Origin of the sequence: Archangium violaceum (genome assembly GCF_016887565.1) — a bacterium.
GTDB lineage: Bacteria > Myxococcota > Myxococcia > Myxococcales > Myxococcaceae > Archangium > Archangium violaceum_B.
Window position 1 is genome coordinate 12922184 of the sequence record NZ_CP069396.1, and the last position, 16317, is coordinate 12938500.

Genomic DNA, 16317 nt, shown 5'->3' on the forward strand with positions numbered 1-16317 from the left:
CTCCGAGTCCAGGAGGAAACACGGATGAGCCACTCCCGTTTCGCCTGGCTGCTCCCGCTGGTGCCCGTCCTCGTCATGGCCGGGTGCGAGCCCTTCGAGCCCTGGTTCGACTACGCCGCGGATGACCCCAACCTGCAGCTCATCGGGCGCATGGACCGCACCACCCTCGATGGCCCGACGTATGCCCACCCCGGTGTCACCATCCGCTTCCGGTGCAACTGCACCGGCGTGGACGTGGCCTTCGCCGACAAGGGCACCGGCGGCGAGGAGCACACCAACTGGGTCAACGTCATCGTCGACGGCGAGACGAAGGCGAAAATCAAGCTGGAGCAGGGTGACGCGCGCTTCTACAAGGGCGCCCGCGATCTCAAGCCGGGCGAGCACCTCATCGAGATCGTCAAGCGCACCGAGTCCTATGCCGGTGACATGCAGTTCCTCGGCCTCAGCCTCCAGGGCATCATCCTGGAGCCCCCGCCCCAGAAGACCAAGCGGCTGGAGATCATCGGCGACTCCATCAGCTGCGGCTACGGCAACGAGGTGCGCATCTTCGCCCCCACCTACACCGAGCCCAACACCGGCTACCACTCCAAGAACGAGGACATCTCCAAGGCCTACGGCTCACTGCTCGGCCGCAGGTTCGACGCCGATGTCGTCACCACCTGCATCTCCGGCACCGGCGTCTACCGCAACCTCAATGGCGCCACGGAGAGGGACAAGACGTTCCCCGGCCTCTACCCGCGCGTCTTCCCCAGCCAGGAGAAGCCGCTCTGGGACACCTCGAAGTTCGTCCCCGACATCATCATCATCAACCTGGGCAACAACGACTTCAACGTCGTCGACGAGAACACGAAGCTGCCCCACCCCCCGCCCGAACAGCCGTTCAAGGACGCCTACAGGGACTTCGTCGTCCAGCTGCGCGAGTACTACCCCAACGCGAAGATCATCTGCTCCATCGGCCCGATGATGAACGACAACTACCCGCCCGGCCTCAAGCAATGGACGAACATGCAGAAGTACGTCGGCGACATGGTGGCCGCCTTGGACGACCCCAACGTCCACTACTTCTCCTACTCGCCCGTCGTGAGCGACCCCTATGGCGAGGACTGGCACCCCACCGCCGAGGTCCACGAGCAGATGGCCAATGAGATCGCTCCCGTCCTCCAGGAGCTCGGCTTCTGACACTCTCCGTGCCGTCGCGGGACGTCCGGGGCTCCGTGTATGCTCGCCCCGCCCGACTCTCCTGGAGCCCCCACCATGGACCGCTTCATCGTCGTGTTCGACGCCTCTCCCATCAACGAGCCGACTCCCTGGATGAAGCAGGCCGCCTCCCAGGCCAACCTCTTCCTCGTCCTCCAGGATGACATCGCTCGCGCCATCTCCGAGGACCCCGCGGCCCGCAAGGCCCTCCTGGAGATCGACACCGTCGGCGCCGACCCCCGCATGGCCCCCTTCTACCAGGCCGCCCTCGACAAGCTCACCCAGGGCAAGTCCCGCATCGCCCTCCACAGCGTCACCTGGCTCACCTACGGACTGAAGCCAGACGCCGTCGTCCTCTCCTTCGACCAGATGCAGAACGAGCGCGCTCGCGCCCACAAGCTGGGCATGAACGACCAGACCTACGACTACTACGTCGAAGAGGCCAAGAAGACCGTCCGCGCGTTCCTCAAGGGTGTTCCCGCGGAGAGGATGACCGAGGTCAGCGGCTCGGATTCGCAGAAGGCCACCGCCGCCGCAGCGTTCATTCGATCCAAGCAACGCTGAGCGTCGAGGACCTCGGGGTTCAGCCCGCGGTCCTCTATACCCTCACCCCGTCCCTCTCCCAGAGGGAGAGGGTCTGACCCGCGTTCACCCGAAGGCGAACTCCTTTCCGAAGCTGTTCACGTCCTGGATCATGTTCGACACGTCGTGCAGCGTGTCGACCGTCCCCACCACCGTGCGCAACGGCGCCACGAGCGGTCCCAGGCCGAAGGTGCCCGCGACGTCCAGCGCCACCTCCGAGCCCTTCAGCGCGATGCTCGTCCAGTCCTTCGGGTCCTTGTTGAACTCGTCGTACAGGTCCTTGCCGTCGCCAATCGCGCTGATGATGCTGCCGCCCGGGATGGCCGCGCCTCCCGCCTTCGCCACCACCTCGGCGATCTTCTTCTCGATCGTCGTGCGCACCGACTCAGGCAGCGCCGCCACGAACTGCTTGGCCAGCTTGCCCATCAGCTCCAGGCCCTCTCGCCCGAAGGGCAGCGTCACGCTCGGCTTGTGCGGCCACACCGGCACCTCGAGCTTGTAGTTCTCGCCGTAGCCGATGACCTTGCCCACCGCCTGCATCACGTCACCCAGCGCTCCCGTGATGTCCCCCGACGCCAGCTTCTGCGTCGCCTGGAACACCTCGGAGATGGAGCCCGACTTCACCAGCCCCTCGTTCAGCGTGTGGTCCCCGAAGAAGCGGCCCACGCTGCCCGGCAGCTTGCTCATCAGGTCCAGGAAGCCCACCGCCGCGTCCGGGTGGTTCGTCGCGAGCTTCTCGCCCGTGGCCCCCAGCGCCTCGATGAAGCCCGGCACGTCTCCCTTCGTGAAGGCGTTCACCGCCTCGCCCAGGCTCTTGCGAATCTCCGGGTCCGACAGCGCCTCTCCACCCTGCAGCACCACGTCCGCCAGGCCCGGCGGCAGCTTCATCGTCTTCGTGAGCTTGTCCGCGATCCGGTCCTTCAGCCCGTCCGGCAGATCGTTGATCACGCCGCCGAAGGCCTCGATGGCCTGGCCGAAGTCCTTGTTCTCGATGGACTCCTTCAGCGTCATGATGTCGTCGAGCGCCGACCCCGCGTCCGCCAGGTCCTCCGCCGACTCGAAGCCGATCTTCTCCAGCTTCGTACGCAGGCCCTCGTTCTTCCACAGCGAATCGGCGATCGCCGTCATCGCCGGCGCGTTGGCCGAGATGCCTCGCAGGCCCTCCTTGATGCCCTCCGGCGTGCCGCTCAGCAGCTGACCGATGGAGGCGTGCAGGTCCTTGTTCGAGACCAGCTCCTTCACCAGGTTCTTGTCCGTCAGCACGTCCTTCAACAGGCCCGGCTTCAGGTGCTCGCCGACCTTGTTGAGCATCGTGGAGACGATCTCCGGCGAGCCCTGCAGCGCCTGGCCGAGCTCCTTCAGCGCCTCCTCGGGCTTGCCGGCGGCGAAGGCCTCGCCCGCGTTCACCAGGTGCGGCAGCGCCGCGCCCGCTTCCTTCAGGTGCTCCTGGGTGATGCCCAGGTTGGAGAGCTTCTCCTGCACGCCCGCCGGGAGCTTCTCGTAGATCTTCTGGCCCAGCTTGTTGAGCAGGTCCGGCGCCGCGCCGCCCGCCTGGCCCAGCTCGTCGAGCGCCTTCTTCCAGTCGTTGCCCTCGATGAGCGCTCGGCCCGCCTCGACCAGGTGCGGCGCCGCCGCGCCCGCCTGCTTCAGGTCCTCGGCCGTCAGGCCCACCTTGTCCAGCTTCGCCTTGATCGTCTCGTCCTTCGCCGCCGCGTCGATGACCGCGTTGCGCAGGCTCTCGTTCTTCAGCAGGCCGGCCACGCCCTCCAGCTGCTTGCCGTCCTGCAGGAGCTTCTTGGCCGACTCGAAGGCCTCGTCGTTGTGGATGAGCTCCTGGATGACCGCCGGGTCCTTCAGGATGCTCTTGCCGACGCCCATGCCCTCGGGGAGCTGTTTGGCGAGCCCCTCGAGCAGCTTCTCGCCCAGCGGGCCGCTCTTCTGGAGCGCGTCACGCACGCTGTCGAGCGCGCCGCCGAAGTCCTTGTTGGCCACCTTCTGGGCCGCGTCCAGCAGCGAGGGCAGCGCGTCCTTGGCGTGCAGCAGGTCCTTGGGCTCCAGGCCCACCTTGGCCAGCGCGTCCTTGACCGCCTGGGCCTTGCCCGCCACGTTGGCCACGACGTCGCGCAGCTTCTCGTTCTTCGCCAGGTCGGCCAGGCCCGCCAGCTGCGTCTCGCCGTTGGCCAGCTTCGCCACCGCGTCGAGCGCCGCCGCACCGCCCTCGAGCACCTTCTCGCGGACCTTCGGGTCGGACAGCAGGTCCTTCGCCAGGCCCTCGGCGCCAGCCGCCACCTTGCCGAGGAGCTTCTTGGCCACCTCGCCCTGGGCGAGCTCGGGGTTGGCCTTCAGCGCGTCGCGCAGCGAGCCCAGCGCCTTGTCCGAGTGGCCGGCCTCGAGCTGGCCCACCGCGTCGAGCACGCCCTCGGCGCCCTTGCCGAGCTTCTCGAGGTCCTTGGCCTCCAGGCCCGCCTTCTTCAGCGACGCCTGGATGTCCGTGTCCTTGTTGGCCGCCTTCAGCGCCGTGTCGCGCAGCGCGTCGTCGCGCGTCAGGTCCTTCAGGCCCTCCAGCTTCGCCTTGGGGTCCCCACCGAGGATCTTCCCGAGCGCCGCGTTGGTGCCCTTGTCGTCGAGCACCTGCTTCGCCACGTTCGGGTCCTTCAGCAGCTCGCGGCCCAGGCCCGGCTTCGCCTGCTCGGCCAGCGCCGCGAGGCCCTTCTCCGCCAGCGCGCGCGAGCCCTCGGAAGCGGCGTCGCTCAGGTGCGAGAGGGCCTCTTCCGGCTTGCCCTTCACCGCGGCATCACCGGCGGCGGCCAGGTGCTCCTGGGCCTTCTTGCTGGCGCCGGCGTACTCCTCCGGCTTCACGCCCAGCTTCTCCAGGCCCTTCTTCGTCTCCTCGGGGATGGCGTCGGCCTTCTGCGCCAGGGCCGCCTCGCGAGGCGTCTTCCCGCCCGCCACCGCCTCGGCGAACTTCTGGTCCACGACCTTGGCGGCCTCGCCGCCCGCCGCCTTGCCCGCGGCCTGGAGGATGTCCGCGAGCGCCTTGGGCTCCGTGCCCTTGCGCGCGTCCTCCAGCCTCGTGGTGGCGGCATCGCGCGCCGCGTCACCGTCCGCCGAGCGCACCAGCTTCTCGCCCAGATCCTTCAGCCCGCTGCCATCCTTGATGCCCAGCTTGTCCAGCGCCTGGCGCGTCTCCGGCTTCTGCGCGAGCCGCTCGTAGTCCTTGTTGGCGTCGAGCTGGGACTGCAGCTCCTTCGTCGACGGACCGGAGGCGCCACCCAGCTTCGCGCTGGCATCACCGCCGTTGGCCGCCTCGAAGCCGGTCTTCTGCAGCTCGTTGCGCAGCGGGAAGGGCTCGGGCTTGCCCTCGGCCTTGGCGGCCTCGTTGGCCTCCACGGTCGCCTTCTGGGCCACCTGGGCCGTCTTCACGGCCTCGGCCTTCGCCTGCTCCGCCGCCTTCTGGGCCGCCTCGGCCGCCTTCTGGCTCGCCACGGCCTCCTGGTGGGCCTTCTTCGCCTCCTCGTGGGCCTTCTTCGCCGCCGCCGGATCCTTCTTTGGATCAGCCTTCTTCGCCTCGGCCGCCTTCTTCGCCGCCGCCGCCTTCGCCGCCTCGGCCGCCTTCTTCGCCGCCGCCGCCTTCGCTGCCTGCGCGGCGGCCTTCTTCGCCGCCTCCGCCGCCGCCTTCCGCGCCGCCTCGGCTGCCTTCCGCGCCGCCTCCGCCGCCGCACGGCGACGGGCCTCCGCCTCGGCCCTCGCTCTGGCCGCTGCCGCCGCCGCCGCAGCTGCCGCCGCGCTTCCGTTGCCGCTGATCGTGGTCATCGCTCGGTACTCCCAGGCGCGAAAAGGCCCTGCTCATTGTCGGGAAAATCCGTCCGTCCGAGATTATCGGAATCCGGGATTTTGAGTTTCGCCGCCCGAGACGATCACGCCTGGGAGTCTGGCTCACCCTCACCCCTCGTGGGGGTGGCCTACCGGCCGAGCCGCAGCAGGACGGCGGAGTCGGGGGGCACCGACATTCGCCCGGTGCCGACGTCGACCGAGCCCTGGGCCGTGGAGAGGATCACCCCCTCCCCCGCGCGCGTCTCCGCCAGGGCGCTCGCGCGCAGCACGCCGTCCGAGAGGAGGCCTCGCGACCACTCGTGCCCCCCGGAACCCTGGTAGAGCTTCACCACGAAGAGGTGGTTGTCCGCCCCGCCCTTCGCGCGCGTGGGCAGCCTCGGGCCTCCCGCGTCGTCTCCCGGGCAGTACTGCCCCACCACCACCACGCGGTTCTCCTCGTCCACCGCCACCGCCGTGGCGCTCTCCGCGAAGTGGCGGGTCCACACCTCCTGGCCCTCATCATTATATGCGGCGATGAAGGCGTCCTTCCCGTCCGCCGGTTGCGCCTGCCCCCGGAAGGTGAAGGCCCCCGAGTACTCTCCCACCACGACGACGCGCCCCGACGTCACCGCCACACCCGTGGCCACGCCCTCGGCGCCCGACAGGCCGCGCGACCACACGTGGCGCATGTCCGGGGTGAAGCGGGCGATGAACGGCGTGCGCCGGAGCGCCGTGGAGAGCGGGCCGCCCCCGAGGTCCACCTTGCCCTCGAAGAAGCCCGCCACGGCGATGTGGCCCGAGGCCGTCAGCCCGAGCGACGTCACCGACAGGCTGCCCCAGCGCACCACGGGCTCGAGCGACAGCACCCCGCCATCCTCCACCCGCACCCGGCCGACGAGCGCGCTCCCGATGGCGCGCCCCGGATCGAGGAAGTTCACCGCCACCACGAGGTGCCCGTGCTCCTCGTCCAGGGCCAGGGCGCTCGGGGGGAGCAGCGTCACGCCCGGCAGTGCCGCGGGGTGGGACCAGAGGTGCGTGCCATCCGGCGCGTACTTCGCCAGGAAGGGCCCCGAGGGCACCGGCTCGCCGCCGAGGCTCAGCGAGGGCTCGCGGTGCTCCCCGGCGATATAGAGGTTGCCCGAGGCATCCACCGCCATGGCGGACACCGTGGGGCGGATGCCCGTATAGGTGGGAAAGCCGAGTGACCAGAGGTGCTTGCCCCCCGGCGCGTACTTCGCCAGCGCGAGCCCCGCTTCGCCGGGCAGCGCGCCACCACCGAGGTCCACGCCCCCGCGCTCGTAGGTGAGCGAGACGAAGGTGTTGCCCTTGCGGTCCACGCCGACGGTGCGCCCGAAGACAGCGCCCGCCACCGGACGCGCGTGGCGCGTGGCGCCGCGTTCCTCTCGCATGGCCCCTGCCTGGACCGAGGAAGGCCACGCGGACTCCGGTGACTCCCTCCCCATGTCGCAACCGACGAGCGCCAGACACACGGCGACCCCGAGTCCCCACTCGCTCTTCACGCCGTCCCCCTCCTTCACGCCCGCGGACCGCTGGCCTCGCGACGGTGTGCACGCGAGCGGGCGGCGACATCGTCCACCGGGGTCGGGCAGGCGGGCATTCTCGGATTCCGCTCCAGCACGTCCGTGCACCGCGAGCCGTCTGGAACGAAGTATCTCTTCGCGCCATGACGAAACACCGCTTTTCCCCCGCCGAGCGCGAAGCCGTCTACAAGGCCATCAGCGAGCGCCGTGACATGCGCCACTTCCGGCCCGAGCCCATCGCGCAAGAGGTCCTCGCGCGACTGCTCCACGCGGCGCACCTCGGGCCGAGCGTGGGTTTCATGCAGCCATGGCGCTTCATCCGCATCACCGATGAAGCACTTCGGGGAGAGGTCGCCAGACTGGTCGACCGGGAGCGCGTCCGGACCGCCGAGGCGCTGGGCCCGCGCGGCGAGGAGTTCATGCGCCTCAAGGTGGAGGGCATCCGGGAGTGCCCCGAGCTCTGGGTCGTCGCGCTGACGGACCAGCGCGAGCGCTATGTCTTCGGCCGGCGCACCCTGCCGAACATGGACCTGGCCTCCGCCAGCTGCGCCATCCAGAACCTCTGGCTCGCCGCGAGGGCCGAGGGCATTGGCATGGGATGGGTCTCGCTGTTCGAGCCCGCCGAGCTGGCGAAGCTGTTGGACGCACCGGAAGGCAGCGAGCCGATCGCCATCTTGTGCCTGGGCCATGTCGATGCCTTCTATGAGCGGCCGATGTTGGAGCTCGAGGGTTGGGACTCGCGCCGGCCGCTGGAGGCGCTGGTCTGGGAGAACCGGTGGGGAACAGGCGCCACCGGCACCCGCCGATCCGCCGATTCCACCTGAGAACCCGCCCTACAGACCCACCAGGCCCCTGCGTACTTGTTCCTCCGGAGGATGAGGGACATGGACTCGAAGGACGTGGTGATTGTCGGAGGAGGCCCCGCGGGCCTGAGTGCCGCGCTCGTGCTGGGCCGCGCCCGGAAGAAGGTGCTGCTCTGCGACGCGGGAACGCCCCGCAACGCCGCGGCCGAGCACATCCAAGGCTTCGTCACCCGCGATGGAACGCCTCCCCAGGAGTTCCGGCGGATCGGCCGCGAGCAGCTCCGCCCCTATGACGTCGAGTACCAGAACGTGCGAGTCCTCTCGGTGGAGCGATTGGACTCGGGCTTCCGGGTGGGCCTGGAGGGAGGCCGAGTCGTGGAGACCCGGCGGGTGCTGCTCGCCACGGGCATGGTGGATGTGCTGCCGGACCTGCCCGGCTACCGCGAGCTGTGGGGCAAGAGCATCTTCCAGTGCCCCTACTGCCACGGCTGGGAGGTGCGCGACCAGGCCTGGGGAGTGCTCGCGACGGACGAGCACATGCTCGACTTCGGCCTGTTCGTGACGGGCTGGTCGAAGGACGTGGTGGTCTTCACGAATGGAGCCCTCGCGGTGCCTCCCGAGCAGCGGTCGCGCCTGGAGCACGCGGGGGTCCGCCTGGAGGAGCGGCGCATCCGCCAGCTGCTCGTCCGGGAGGAACACCTCCACGCGGTGGAGCTGGAGGATGGAGCGCGAGTGGCGCGCCAGGTGCTCTTCGCCCGGCCGCCCCAACGCCAGACCCCGCTCGTGCAACAGCTCGTGGGGCAGCTCGGACTCGCGCTGGACGAGCAGGGATTCGTGCGCGTGGACGAGCCCCACAAGCAGACCTCGGTCCCCGGCATCCACGCGGCGGGGGACCTCACGACGCTGCTGCAAGGCGCGCTCGTCGGGGCCTCGGCGGGGGCCATGGCCGGTTACATGATGAACCACTCCCTCAACATGGAGAACGCCACGCGAGGGGGTTGAGCCAGTGCCCGGAGAGAGGCTACGACGGTGATGATGCCCTCGCGCCGAGTCTTTGAGGAGCCCAGGAACCGCCCCCCCTCGTGGGAGAAGTTCGAGCGCCACCAGCTCCCCATCTGGGTGGGACGCTACGGGCCGATCTCCTCCAGCCCGGCCCGGGGGATGACCACCCACTCGTATGCCGTCATCATGCTCATCACCCGCGGGCAGACGAAGGTGCGGCACGCGGGGCAGCAGGTGCTGAACGAGGGGGATGTGCACCTCATCCCCCCGGGAGATCCGCACGGCGCCTCCCACTTCCAGGACATGGAGGGCTGGGGACTCGCCTTCCACCCCGAGGCCTTTCCCTCCGACGAGGGCTGGGGCAGCGAGCGGGGATTGAAGCTCGGCCCCCTGCTTCGCGTGAGGAGCGGATGCCATCCGGTGCTGAAGCCCTCGGCCGCCCAGCGCAAGCGACTGGAGGGATGGATGAAGCTCCTCGAGGAGGAGCTACTCCACGAGGAGCGAGGCCAGGAGGAAGCCTGCGCGGCGCTGCTGCGGCTCATCCTCGTGGAGCTGGAGCGGATCGCCACACCGCCGCGCATGCCCGATCCCCCGGGACTGAGCCTGGCCCGGCAGGCGCTCACGCACATCGAGGCGAACTGCCTGGAGCCGCTGTCCCTGGCGAGCGTGGCCCGGGCGCTCGGACGGTCAGGTCCCCACGTGGCCGCCGTGGTGCGCCAGGAGACGGGCCGCACGGTGGGTGAGTGGATATTGGAGTACCGCATGGCCGAGGCCCGGCGGCGCCTGCGGGGCACGGACGAGCGGGTGGACATCATCGCCGAGCGAGTGGGCTACGCGGACGCAACCCACTTCATCCGCCTGTTCCGGCGCATCCACGGTGTCACCCCGGCGGCCTGGAGACGGCGCGCCACCGCCGGATAGAGGACTCGCGAGGGATGGATCGGAACGGGTTCCACACTCATCGGCGTTTCTACTCCTCCTGTCCCTCTTCCTTTCCCTTTCCCTTCCCCTTGCCTTTTCCCTTTCCCTTGCCTTTTCCCTTCCCCTTGCCGCCTTCCCCGCTGCTCTCCTCCGCCGCGACGGAGTCGTTCGCCCCGGGCTGAGCAGTCGCCGTATTCATGGCATCGGACTTCCCCTGGGTGCCCTCGACCTTGGCGGTGCCAGCCTTCTGGACCGGGGCAGGAGTCTTCGTGTCGGATGGCGGAGCGGCGAAGGCGGTACTGGCGACGAATGAGAAGACGGCAATGAGCTTCTTCATGCTGGAATCTCCAGGCTGGGAAGGAAACGGCGTGAGCACATACGGACGATACTCTTTTCGCACAGGCGTGCGCGTCCGCTGGTGAGCAATCTCATACAAAGACAGTGATGACCCTCACAGCGCCACTCGCGCGCCCACTGTAATTTTTCATCATCACCCAATTCTCGAGGGGCAGCAGCCTCGAGGCACACGGGGGGGGATGACATGTGGCGAGCGCTCGGATGGATGGTATTGGCCGCCCTGGTTCATGCCGCGAACACCGCGGCCGAAGAGGAGCGAGCGAAGGCCAGGCTGCTGGAGGCGCGGGCGGCGTTCGACAAGGCCAACTGGCTCATCGAGACCGGCAGGTACACCGAGGCCCTCAATCACAGCCAACATGCGCTCACGCTGCGTGAGGCCACGCTGGGTGACAATCATTCCGAGGTGGCCGCGAGCCTCAACCAGCTGGGCGAGATCTTCCTGCGGCAAAGAAAAGCAGCCCATGCCAGACCGCTCCTCGAGCGCGCCTTCACCCTCTCCGAGCAATACCTGCGCACCGAGGCGCTCGACCTCTCCGAGTCCCGCCACACCAGTCTCCTGCACCTCCTCCGGAACGATGAAGCGCGAATCCATGCCCTGCTCCGGGCCCATCCGGACGATGCGCGCGTGCGGCACCTGGCCCTGACCGCCGTGCTGCTGCGCAAGGGCCGCTCCATCGAGGAGACCGCCAACACCTCTCGCATCCTCAACCACGACCTCGGCGCCCAGGACCGCGAGCACTTCGAGCAACTGCGCGCCCTGCGCTCCCAGTTCGCCACGCTGACGCTCCGGGGCCCCGGCCTGCTTCCCCCCTCCGAGTACCAACGGCGCCTCGAGGAGCTCGCCTCCCAGGCCGACATGCGTGAGACCGCCCTCGCCAGGCGTGCGGCCCCCCTGCGCGCGCTCATCGCCCTTCCGCCTCCCGCCGAAATGGTCAAGCGTGTCGCCGCCGCCCTCCCCCAGGAAGCGGCCCTCGTCGAGTTCGTCGCCTACGCGGAGGACTCCGGTCAGCTCCGCTACCTGGTCCTGGTGCTCTTTCCCAGTGGACGCACCCGCGCCCTCGACCTGGGACCCGCGGCGCCCATCGACCTGGCCACCTCGGACCTGTGCAACGCCCTCGCCAGCCGTGATGCCGCCTACCAGCTCCCCGCCCAGACCCTCTACGCCCTGGCGTTCCAACCGCTGCTGCCACTCCTGGGCGATGTCCGCCGCCTCTTCATCGCGCCAGACGGCCAGCTCGGCCTGGTCCCCTTCGATGCGCTGCACGATGGCCACCACTTCCTCATCGAGTCCTTCGACCTCTCCTATCTCACCTCTGGCAGGGACCTGCTGCCCCGCCCCCAGTCTCCCCCGCCTTCACGCTCGGTCGTCGTCATGGCGGATCCACTCCTCGAGGCCCCGCCCTCCACGCCACACACGTCCCCGACCGAATACCGCTGGGCTCCCATCCCCGGCACCCGCCATGAAGCCCTGGCCATCCAGCGTCTGATGCCCCAGGCCCAGCTCTTCCTCGGCCCCGAGGCGACCAAGGAGCGCCTGCTCCAGCAGGCCGCACCCGGGGTCCTCCACATCGCCACCCATGGCTTCTTCCAGGAGAACACCGCGGCTCCCGAGGGTGCCCGTGCCCTCATCCACGTCGGCGCCCTCGGGGGCGGCATCTCCTCGCGGAACCCGACTGATCCACTGCTCCGCTCCGGCCTGGTCCTCGCCAACACCCACGCGGCGGCCTCCAACAGCTCTGGCACCCTGGTCACCGCGCTCGAGCTCGCCAGCCTCGACCTCTGGGGCACGCAGCTCGTCGTCCTCTCCGCCTGCGACACGGGCCGAGGCGACGTCAAGCTCGGGCAGGGCATCTACGGCCTGCGCCGCGCGCTCTTCATCGCGGGCGCGGAGACGGTGGTGTCGAGCCTCTGGAAGGTCAACGACGAGACCACCCGCCTGCTCATGGAGGACTACTACCACCACCTGCGTGCCGGTAAGGGCCGGGCCGAGGCCCTGCGCGAGGCCATGCGCGCCCTGCGCGGGACTCGACCCCACCCCTACTACTGGGCCCCCTTCATCGCGCTGGGCCGGGATACGCCTCTGCGTTCGATGGACCCGGACCACCGTGAACGGCAAGCCTGCCCGGCTGCTTTCTGCTGACCGGCTGCCCGGTATGGGCCGCTCGACTTGGCTCAACGGATTCTGAAAGACTGAGGTCATCGATTCCATGGGTCCGCCAAATGCGAAGGACGCTCCGGAGGACCGGACCGAGACGATTGCCGGGCTCGACCCGAAAGCGTCTCCCACGCCCAACACACCCCCGCCACCGGCGGAGACCTGGACTCCCCCCACCGAGTTCAACGAGTTCCGCCTGGAGCGCATGCTCGCTCGCGGTGGCATGGGCGTCGTCTATCTCGCCCACGACACCTCCCTGGGACGCCCCGTCGCGGTGAAGTTCATCGCCTCGGGCCAACCCGAGCCCCTGGTGCGCGAGTACTTCGAGACGGAGGCGCGCGCCATCGCCCGCCTGCAGCACCCCAACGTCGTCACCGTGTTTCGCGTCGGCGCGGTCGGCGACCACCCGTACATCGTCTCCGAGTACGTCGCCGGCCGGACCCTCGCGGAGCTCGCCCTCCCCATTCCCTGGCGGCGGGTCCTCACGCTCGGCGTGGGCCTGGCCCGGGGGCTCGCGGCGGCCCACCGGCAGGGCGTGCTCCACCGGGACATCAAGCCCTCCAACGCCCTGGTCACCGATGGGGGCGAGGTGAAGCTGCTCGACTTCGGGCTGGCCGAGCAGTTCGAGCCGGGCGAGTCCTCGCGCTCCGCCGGTGCGCACCCGCCCGCGGGCACGCCCCACTACATGGCGCCCGAGGTCCTCCGCGGCGCGCCGGCCACCCCCCAGAGCGACCTCTATTCGCTCGGCCTGACCCTCTACAAGCTGTGCACGGGCAGGCTCCCGCGTCGTGCCTCTCCGGAGAAGAACCCCAAGCCCGAATTCGAGCGGGGCGTGGATCCGGACTTCGCGGCCATCATCCTGCGGTGCCTCGCGCCCGACCCGGCCGAACGCTTCGCCTCGGCCGACCTGCTGCGCGAGGCCCTGGAGCGACTCGAGCAGCTCCACGCCGCCACGCCGCTCGCCGAGGGCAATCCCTACCGGGGCCTGGCGCCCTTCGAGGCCGAGCATCGGGCGCTCTTCTTCGGACGCGACGCCGACATCCGCACCGTGCTCGAGCGCTTGCGCAACCAATCCCTGACGCTCGTCGCGGGAGACTCCGGGGTCGGCAAGTCCTCGCTGTGCCGTGCCGGGGTGCTCCCCCGGGCAGCCGCCAACGCCGTGGACGAGGGCCGTGAAGTCTACACGGTCACGCTCTGGCCCGGTCACCGGCCGCTCCAGGCCCTCGCCGCCGCGCTCGCGCCACTGCTCGGCAGGAAGGAGTCGGAGTTCCTCACCGCCCTGACGGACACCCCGCACTGGCTCGGCCAGACACTGCGCGAGGCGTACCCGGGCAAGCGCGGCCTGCTCCTCTTCGTCGACCAGCTCGAGGAGCTCATCACGCTGGCCGAGTCCAGCCAGGCGGTGCGCTTCGCCCGCATCCTCCAAGAGCTCGCCCTGCCCTCGGTGGGGGTGCGCGTGCTGCTGGCGGTGCGCGGCGACTTCCTCACGCGCGTGTGCGCCCTGCCCGGCCTGGGCGACGAGGCCGAGCGGGCGCTCTACATCCTCCGTCCCATGTCCCCCGAGGGGGTGCGCGAGGCCATCGTCGGCCCGGCGCGCGGCCGCGGCGTGGTCTTCGAGTCCGAGGAGCTCCTCCAGACGCTCGTCGCCTCCACGGCGCAAGGCATGGGCAGCCTGCCCCTGCTCCAGTTCGCGCTCGCCGAGCTGTGGGAGCGGCGCAACCCGGCGCAGGCCCGCATCACCCGGGCGGCGCTCGACGAGATGGGCGGCGTGGCCGGAGCGCTGTCGCGGCACGCCGACGGGGTGCTCGCGAGTCTGCGCCCGGCCGAGCAACAGGCGGCACGGCGGCTGCTCCTCCAGCTCGTGACCGCGGAGGGCACGCGCGGAGAGCGCGGTGAGGAGGAGCTCGTCGCGGCCTCGGACGACGCCTCCCGCGCCGCCCTTCACGCGCTCATCGAGGGCCGGCTCCTCCACGCCAGGACCACGGGTGGCAAGGCCCGCTACGGCATCGCCCATGACTCGCTCATCACCAGCTGGGGCACGTTGCGCAACTGGCTCGACGACGACATCGGCCATCGCGCGGTGCGCCAGCGCGTGGAGGAGGCGAGCGCCGAGTGGGAGCGATTGGGACACGCCAGGGACGCCCTGTGGGGGCAGCGGCAGCTCGACGAGACACGCCCGCTCGCGCCCACGAGCCTGGGCCCCCGTGAGCACGCCTTCCTGCAGGCCTCTCGCCGTGCCTTGAGCCTCCAGCGGTGGGGCCAGACCCTGGCCGTGCTCCTCGGGGTGCTCTCCCTCGCCGCCCTCTATGGAGGGTTGCGCCTGCAGGCGTACCGCGAGGACGCGCGCTTCGTCGCCGCGGCGATGGGCACCGCGAAGCAAGCGCTCGACGAGGGCCGCGCCCTGGGAGAGCAGGCCCGGGCCCGGCGCGAGGAGGCGCTCGCGCTGTTCGACAACCGGTCTCCCGCGTCCTTCAGCCCGGTAGCCTCCTCCAGCCCTCACGAGCTCTGGCAGAGCGCCGAACGACGGTGGGCCGAGGCGCTCGACCTGCTCGAGAAGAGCAACACGGCCCTGGTCAGCGCCGACCAATCCCTCGAGAAGGCGCTCGAGCGTGAGTACGGTCATGGGGAGGCGCGACGGCTCCTCATCGAGGTCACCCATGAGCGCATGCTCCTGGCCGAGGACTTCCACCAGCAGCAAGCGCGCGACGAGCTGATGCGGCGCCTGAAGCAGTTGATCGACCGCGCGGGCGACGGGGACAAGTGGAGGCAGCGGCTCTCGGCCCCGGCCGAGCTCGAGCTCGTGACCGAGCCCCCGGGGGCGAGCATCCAGGTCGAGCGCTACCTCCCGGACGCGCGAGGGGTGCTGCGCCTCGAGCCTGGCCCGAACCTCGGCCCGACGCCCCTCACCCGCGCGCAGCTGCCCGCGGGCTCCTATCTCCTCCACCTCACCCTGCCCGGCCGCGCTCCGGTCGGCCTGCCCCTGCTCCTCACCCGGGGCAAGAGCGAGCGCGTCCACCTCGTGCTCCCCACCCGCGTGCCTTCCGGCTACGCCTACATCCCGCCCGGCTGCTTCCTGCTGGGCACCGCCGAGCCGGAGAAGATCCGCAAGTTCTTGCACAGCACCCCCCTGCACCGCTCCTGCTTCGACGAGGGATACCTGATCGGCCGGACGGAGGTGACCTTCGGCGATTGGGTGACCTACCTGGACAGCCTCCCGCCGGACGCGGCGGCCAGACGCCTCCTCGAGCAGCCACGCATGGGCGCCTTCGGGGCGATCACCCTGCGGCATCAGCGCGGCGCGGGCTGGGTCTTCTCCTTCCATCGCGCGTCCGACGACGTCCTCACCGCTCGGGAGGGAGAGACCTTCCGTTACTCCGCCCGCCCCCAACGCGACACCGCCGACTGGCGCCTGTTTCCCCTCTCCGGTGTCTCCGCCGAGGACCTGGTGGGCTATTTCTTCTGGCTGGACCGCTCGGGACGTCTGCCAGGGGCGCGCTTGTGCGGCGAGCACGAGTGGGAGCGCGCCGCCCGGGGCGCCGACGGCCGCGAGTACCCGCATGGGGACCGGCTCCTGCCCGAGGATGCCAACATCGACACGACGTACGACCGGCAGCCCAAGGCCTTCGGGCCCGACATGGTCGGCTCCTACCCGGTGTCGACGAGCCCCTTCGGACTCGTCGACATGGCCGGCAACGCGTACGAGCTCACACGGCCCGTGACACCGGAGCTCGGGCGTATCGCCCTGCGCGGTGGGGCCTGGTACTACGACGGGCTCGTCGCGCTCGTGGCCAACCGCTCGGCGGGCGAGCCCACCCAACGCGACGCCACGATCGGCGTGCGCGTCTGCGCATCGGTCTCCACGCGCTGACACGGCCAGGGGTCGTGAGCGCCGTCACACGAAGCAAGTGAGAGCGCGCACAGCCCATCCGCGCTCCTGTTGGTACTT

At 70.0% G+C, this 16317-nt stretch carries 10 protein-coding genes; 7 read left to right on the forward strand and 3 right to left on the reverse strand.

The window, feature by feature from the left end:
* The first annotated feature begins 24 nt into the window (after positions 1 to 24).
* Together JRI60_RS51620 and JRI60_RS51625 are read left to right on the forward strand one after the other, a co-directional pair.
* The gene (locus JRI60_RS51620) at positions 25 to 1179 is read left to right on the forward strand and encodes an SGNH/GDSL hydrolase family protein (RefSeq protein WP_204223534.1); all 1155 of its coding nucleotides are present in this window, start codon (positions 25 to 27) and stop codon (positions 1177 to 1179) included.
* A gap of 75 nt (positions 1180 to 1254) precedes the next feature.
* Entirely contained in the window at positions 1255 to 1761 is a 507-nt protein-coding gene (locus tag JRI60_RS51625; protein WP_204223535.1) for a hypothetical protein, read from the forward strand.
* Between the two features lie 84 nt (positions 1762 to 1845).
* On the opposite strand, the gene JRI60_RS51630 is transcribed toward JRI60_RS51625, so the two are convergent.
* The gene (locus JRI60_RS51630; RefSeq protein WP_204223536.1) at positions 1846 to 5592 is read right to left on the reverse strand and encodes a hypothetical protein; all 3747 of its coding nucleotides are present in this window, start codon (positions 5590 to 5592) and stop codon (positions 1846 to 1848) included.
* Positions 5593 to 5741: 149 nt separating this feature from the next.
* Entirely contained in the window at positions 5742 to 7112 is a 1371-nt protein-coding gene (locus tag JRI60_RS51635) for a hypothetical protein (protein WP_204223537.1), read from the reverse strand.
* Positions 7113 to 7276: 164 nt separating this feature from the next.
* On the opposite strand from JRI60_RS51635, the gene bluB reads away from it, so the two are divergent.
* From bluB to JRI60_RS51650, 3 genes are read left to right on the forward strand one after another with little or no spacing between them, the layout of a single operon-like run.
* Positions 7277 to 7957: a 5,6-dimethylbenzimidazole synthase gene (gene bluB, locus JRI60_RS51640; RefSeq protein WP_204223538.1), complete on the forward strand. Its 681-nt coding sequence runs from the start codon at positions 7277 to 7279 to the stop codon at positions 7955 to 7957.
* A gap of 60 nt (positions 7958 to 8017) precedes the next feature.
* On the forward strand, positions 8018 to 8938 hold the full coding sequence (locus JRI60_RS51645; RefSeq protein ID WP_204223539.1) for an NAD(P)/FAD-dependent oxidoreductase: 921 nt from the start codon (positions 8018 to 8020) through the stop codon (positions 8936 to 8938).
* 33 nt (positions 8939 to 8971) lie between these two features.
* Positions 8972 to 9859 (forward strand): AraC family transcriptional regulator, encoded by an 888-nt coding sequence (locus JRI60_RS51650; protein ID WP_204223540.1) that lies wholly within the window; start codon positions 8972 to 8974, stop codon positions 9857 to 9859.
* A 49-nt stretch (positions 9860 to 9908) separates the two neighbouring features.
* On the opposite strand, the gene JRI60_RS51655 is transcribed toward JRI60_RS51650, so the two are convergent.
* Entirely contained in the window at positions 9909 to 10196 is a 288-nt protein-coding gene (locus JRI60_RS51655) for a hypothetical protein (protein ID WP_204223541.1), read from the reverse strand.
* A gap of 204 nt (positions 10197 to 10400) precedes the next feature.
* Between JRI60_RS51655 and JRI60_RS51660 the strand changes: the two genes are divergently transcribed.
* Both JRI60_RS51660 and JRI60_RS51665 read left to right on the forward strand, forming a co-directional pair.
* Positions 10401 to 12356 (forward strand): CHAT domain-containing protein, encoded by a 1956-nt coding sequence (locus JRI60_RS51660; RefSeq protein ID WP_204223542.1) that lies wholly within the window; start codon positions 10401 to 10403, stop codon positions 12354 to 12356.
* A gap of 67 nt (positions 12357 to 12423) precedes the next feature.
* Positions 12424 to 16239 (forward strand): bifunctional serine/threonine-protein kinase/formylglycine-generating enzyme family protein, encoded by a 3816-nt coding sequence (locus JRI60_RS51665; protein ID WP_204223543.1) that lies wholly within the window; start codon positions 12424 to 12426, stop codon positions 16237 to 16239.
* Positions 16240 to 16317: the final 78 nt, after the last annotated feature.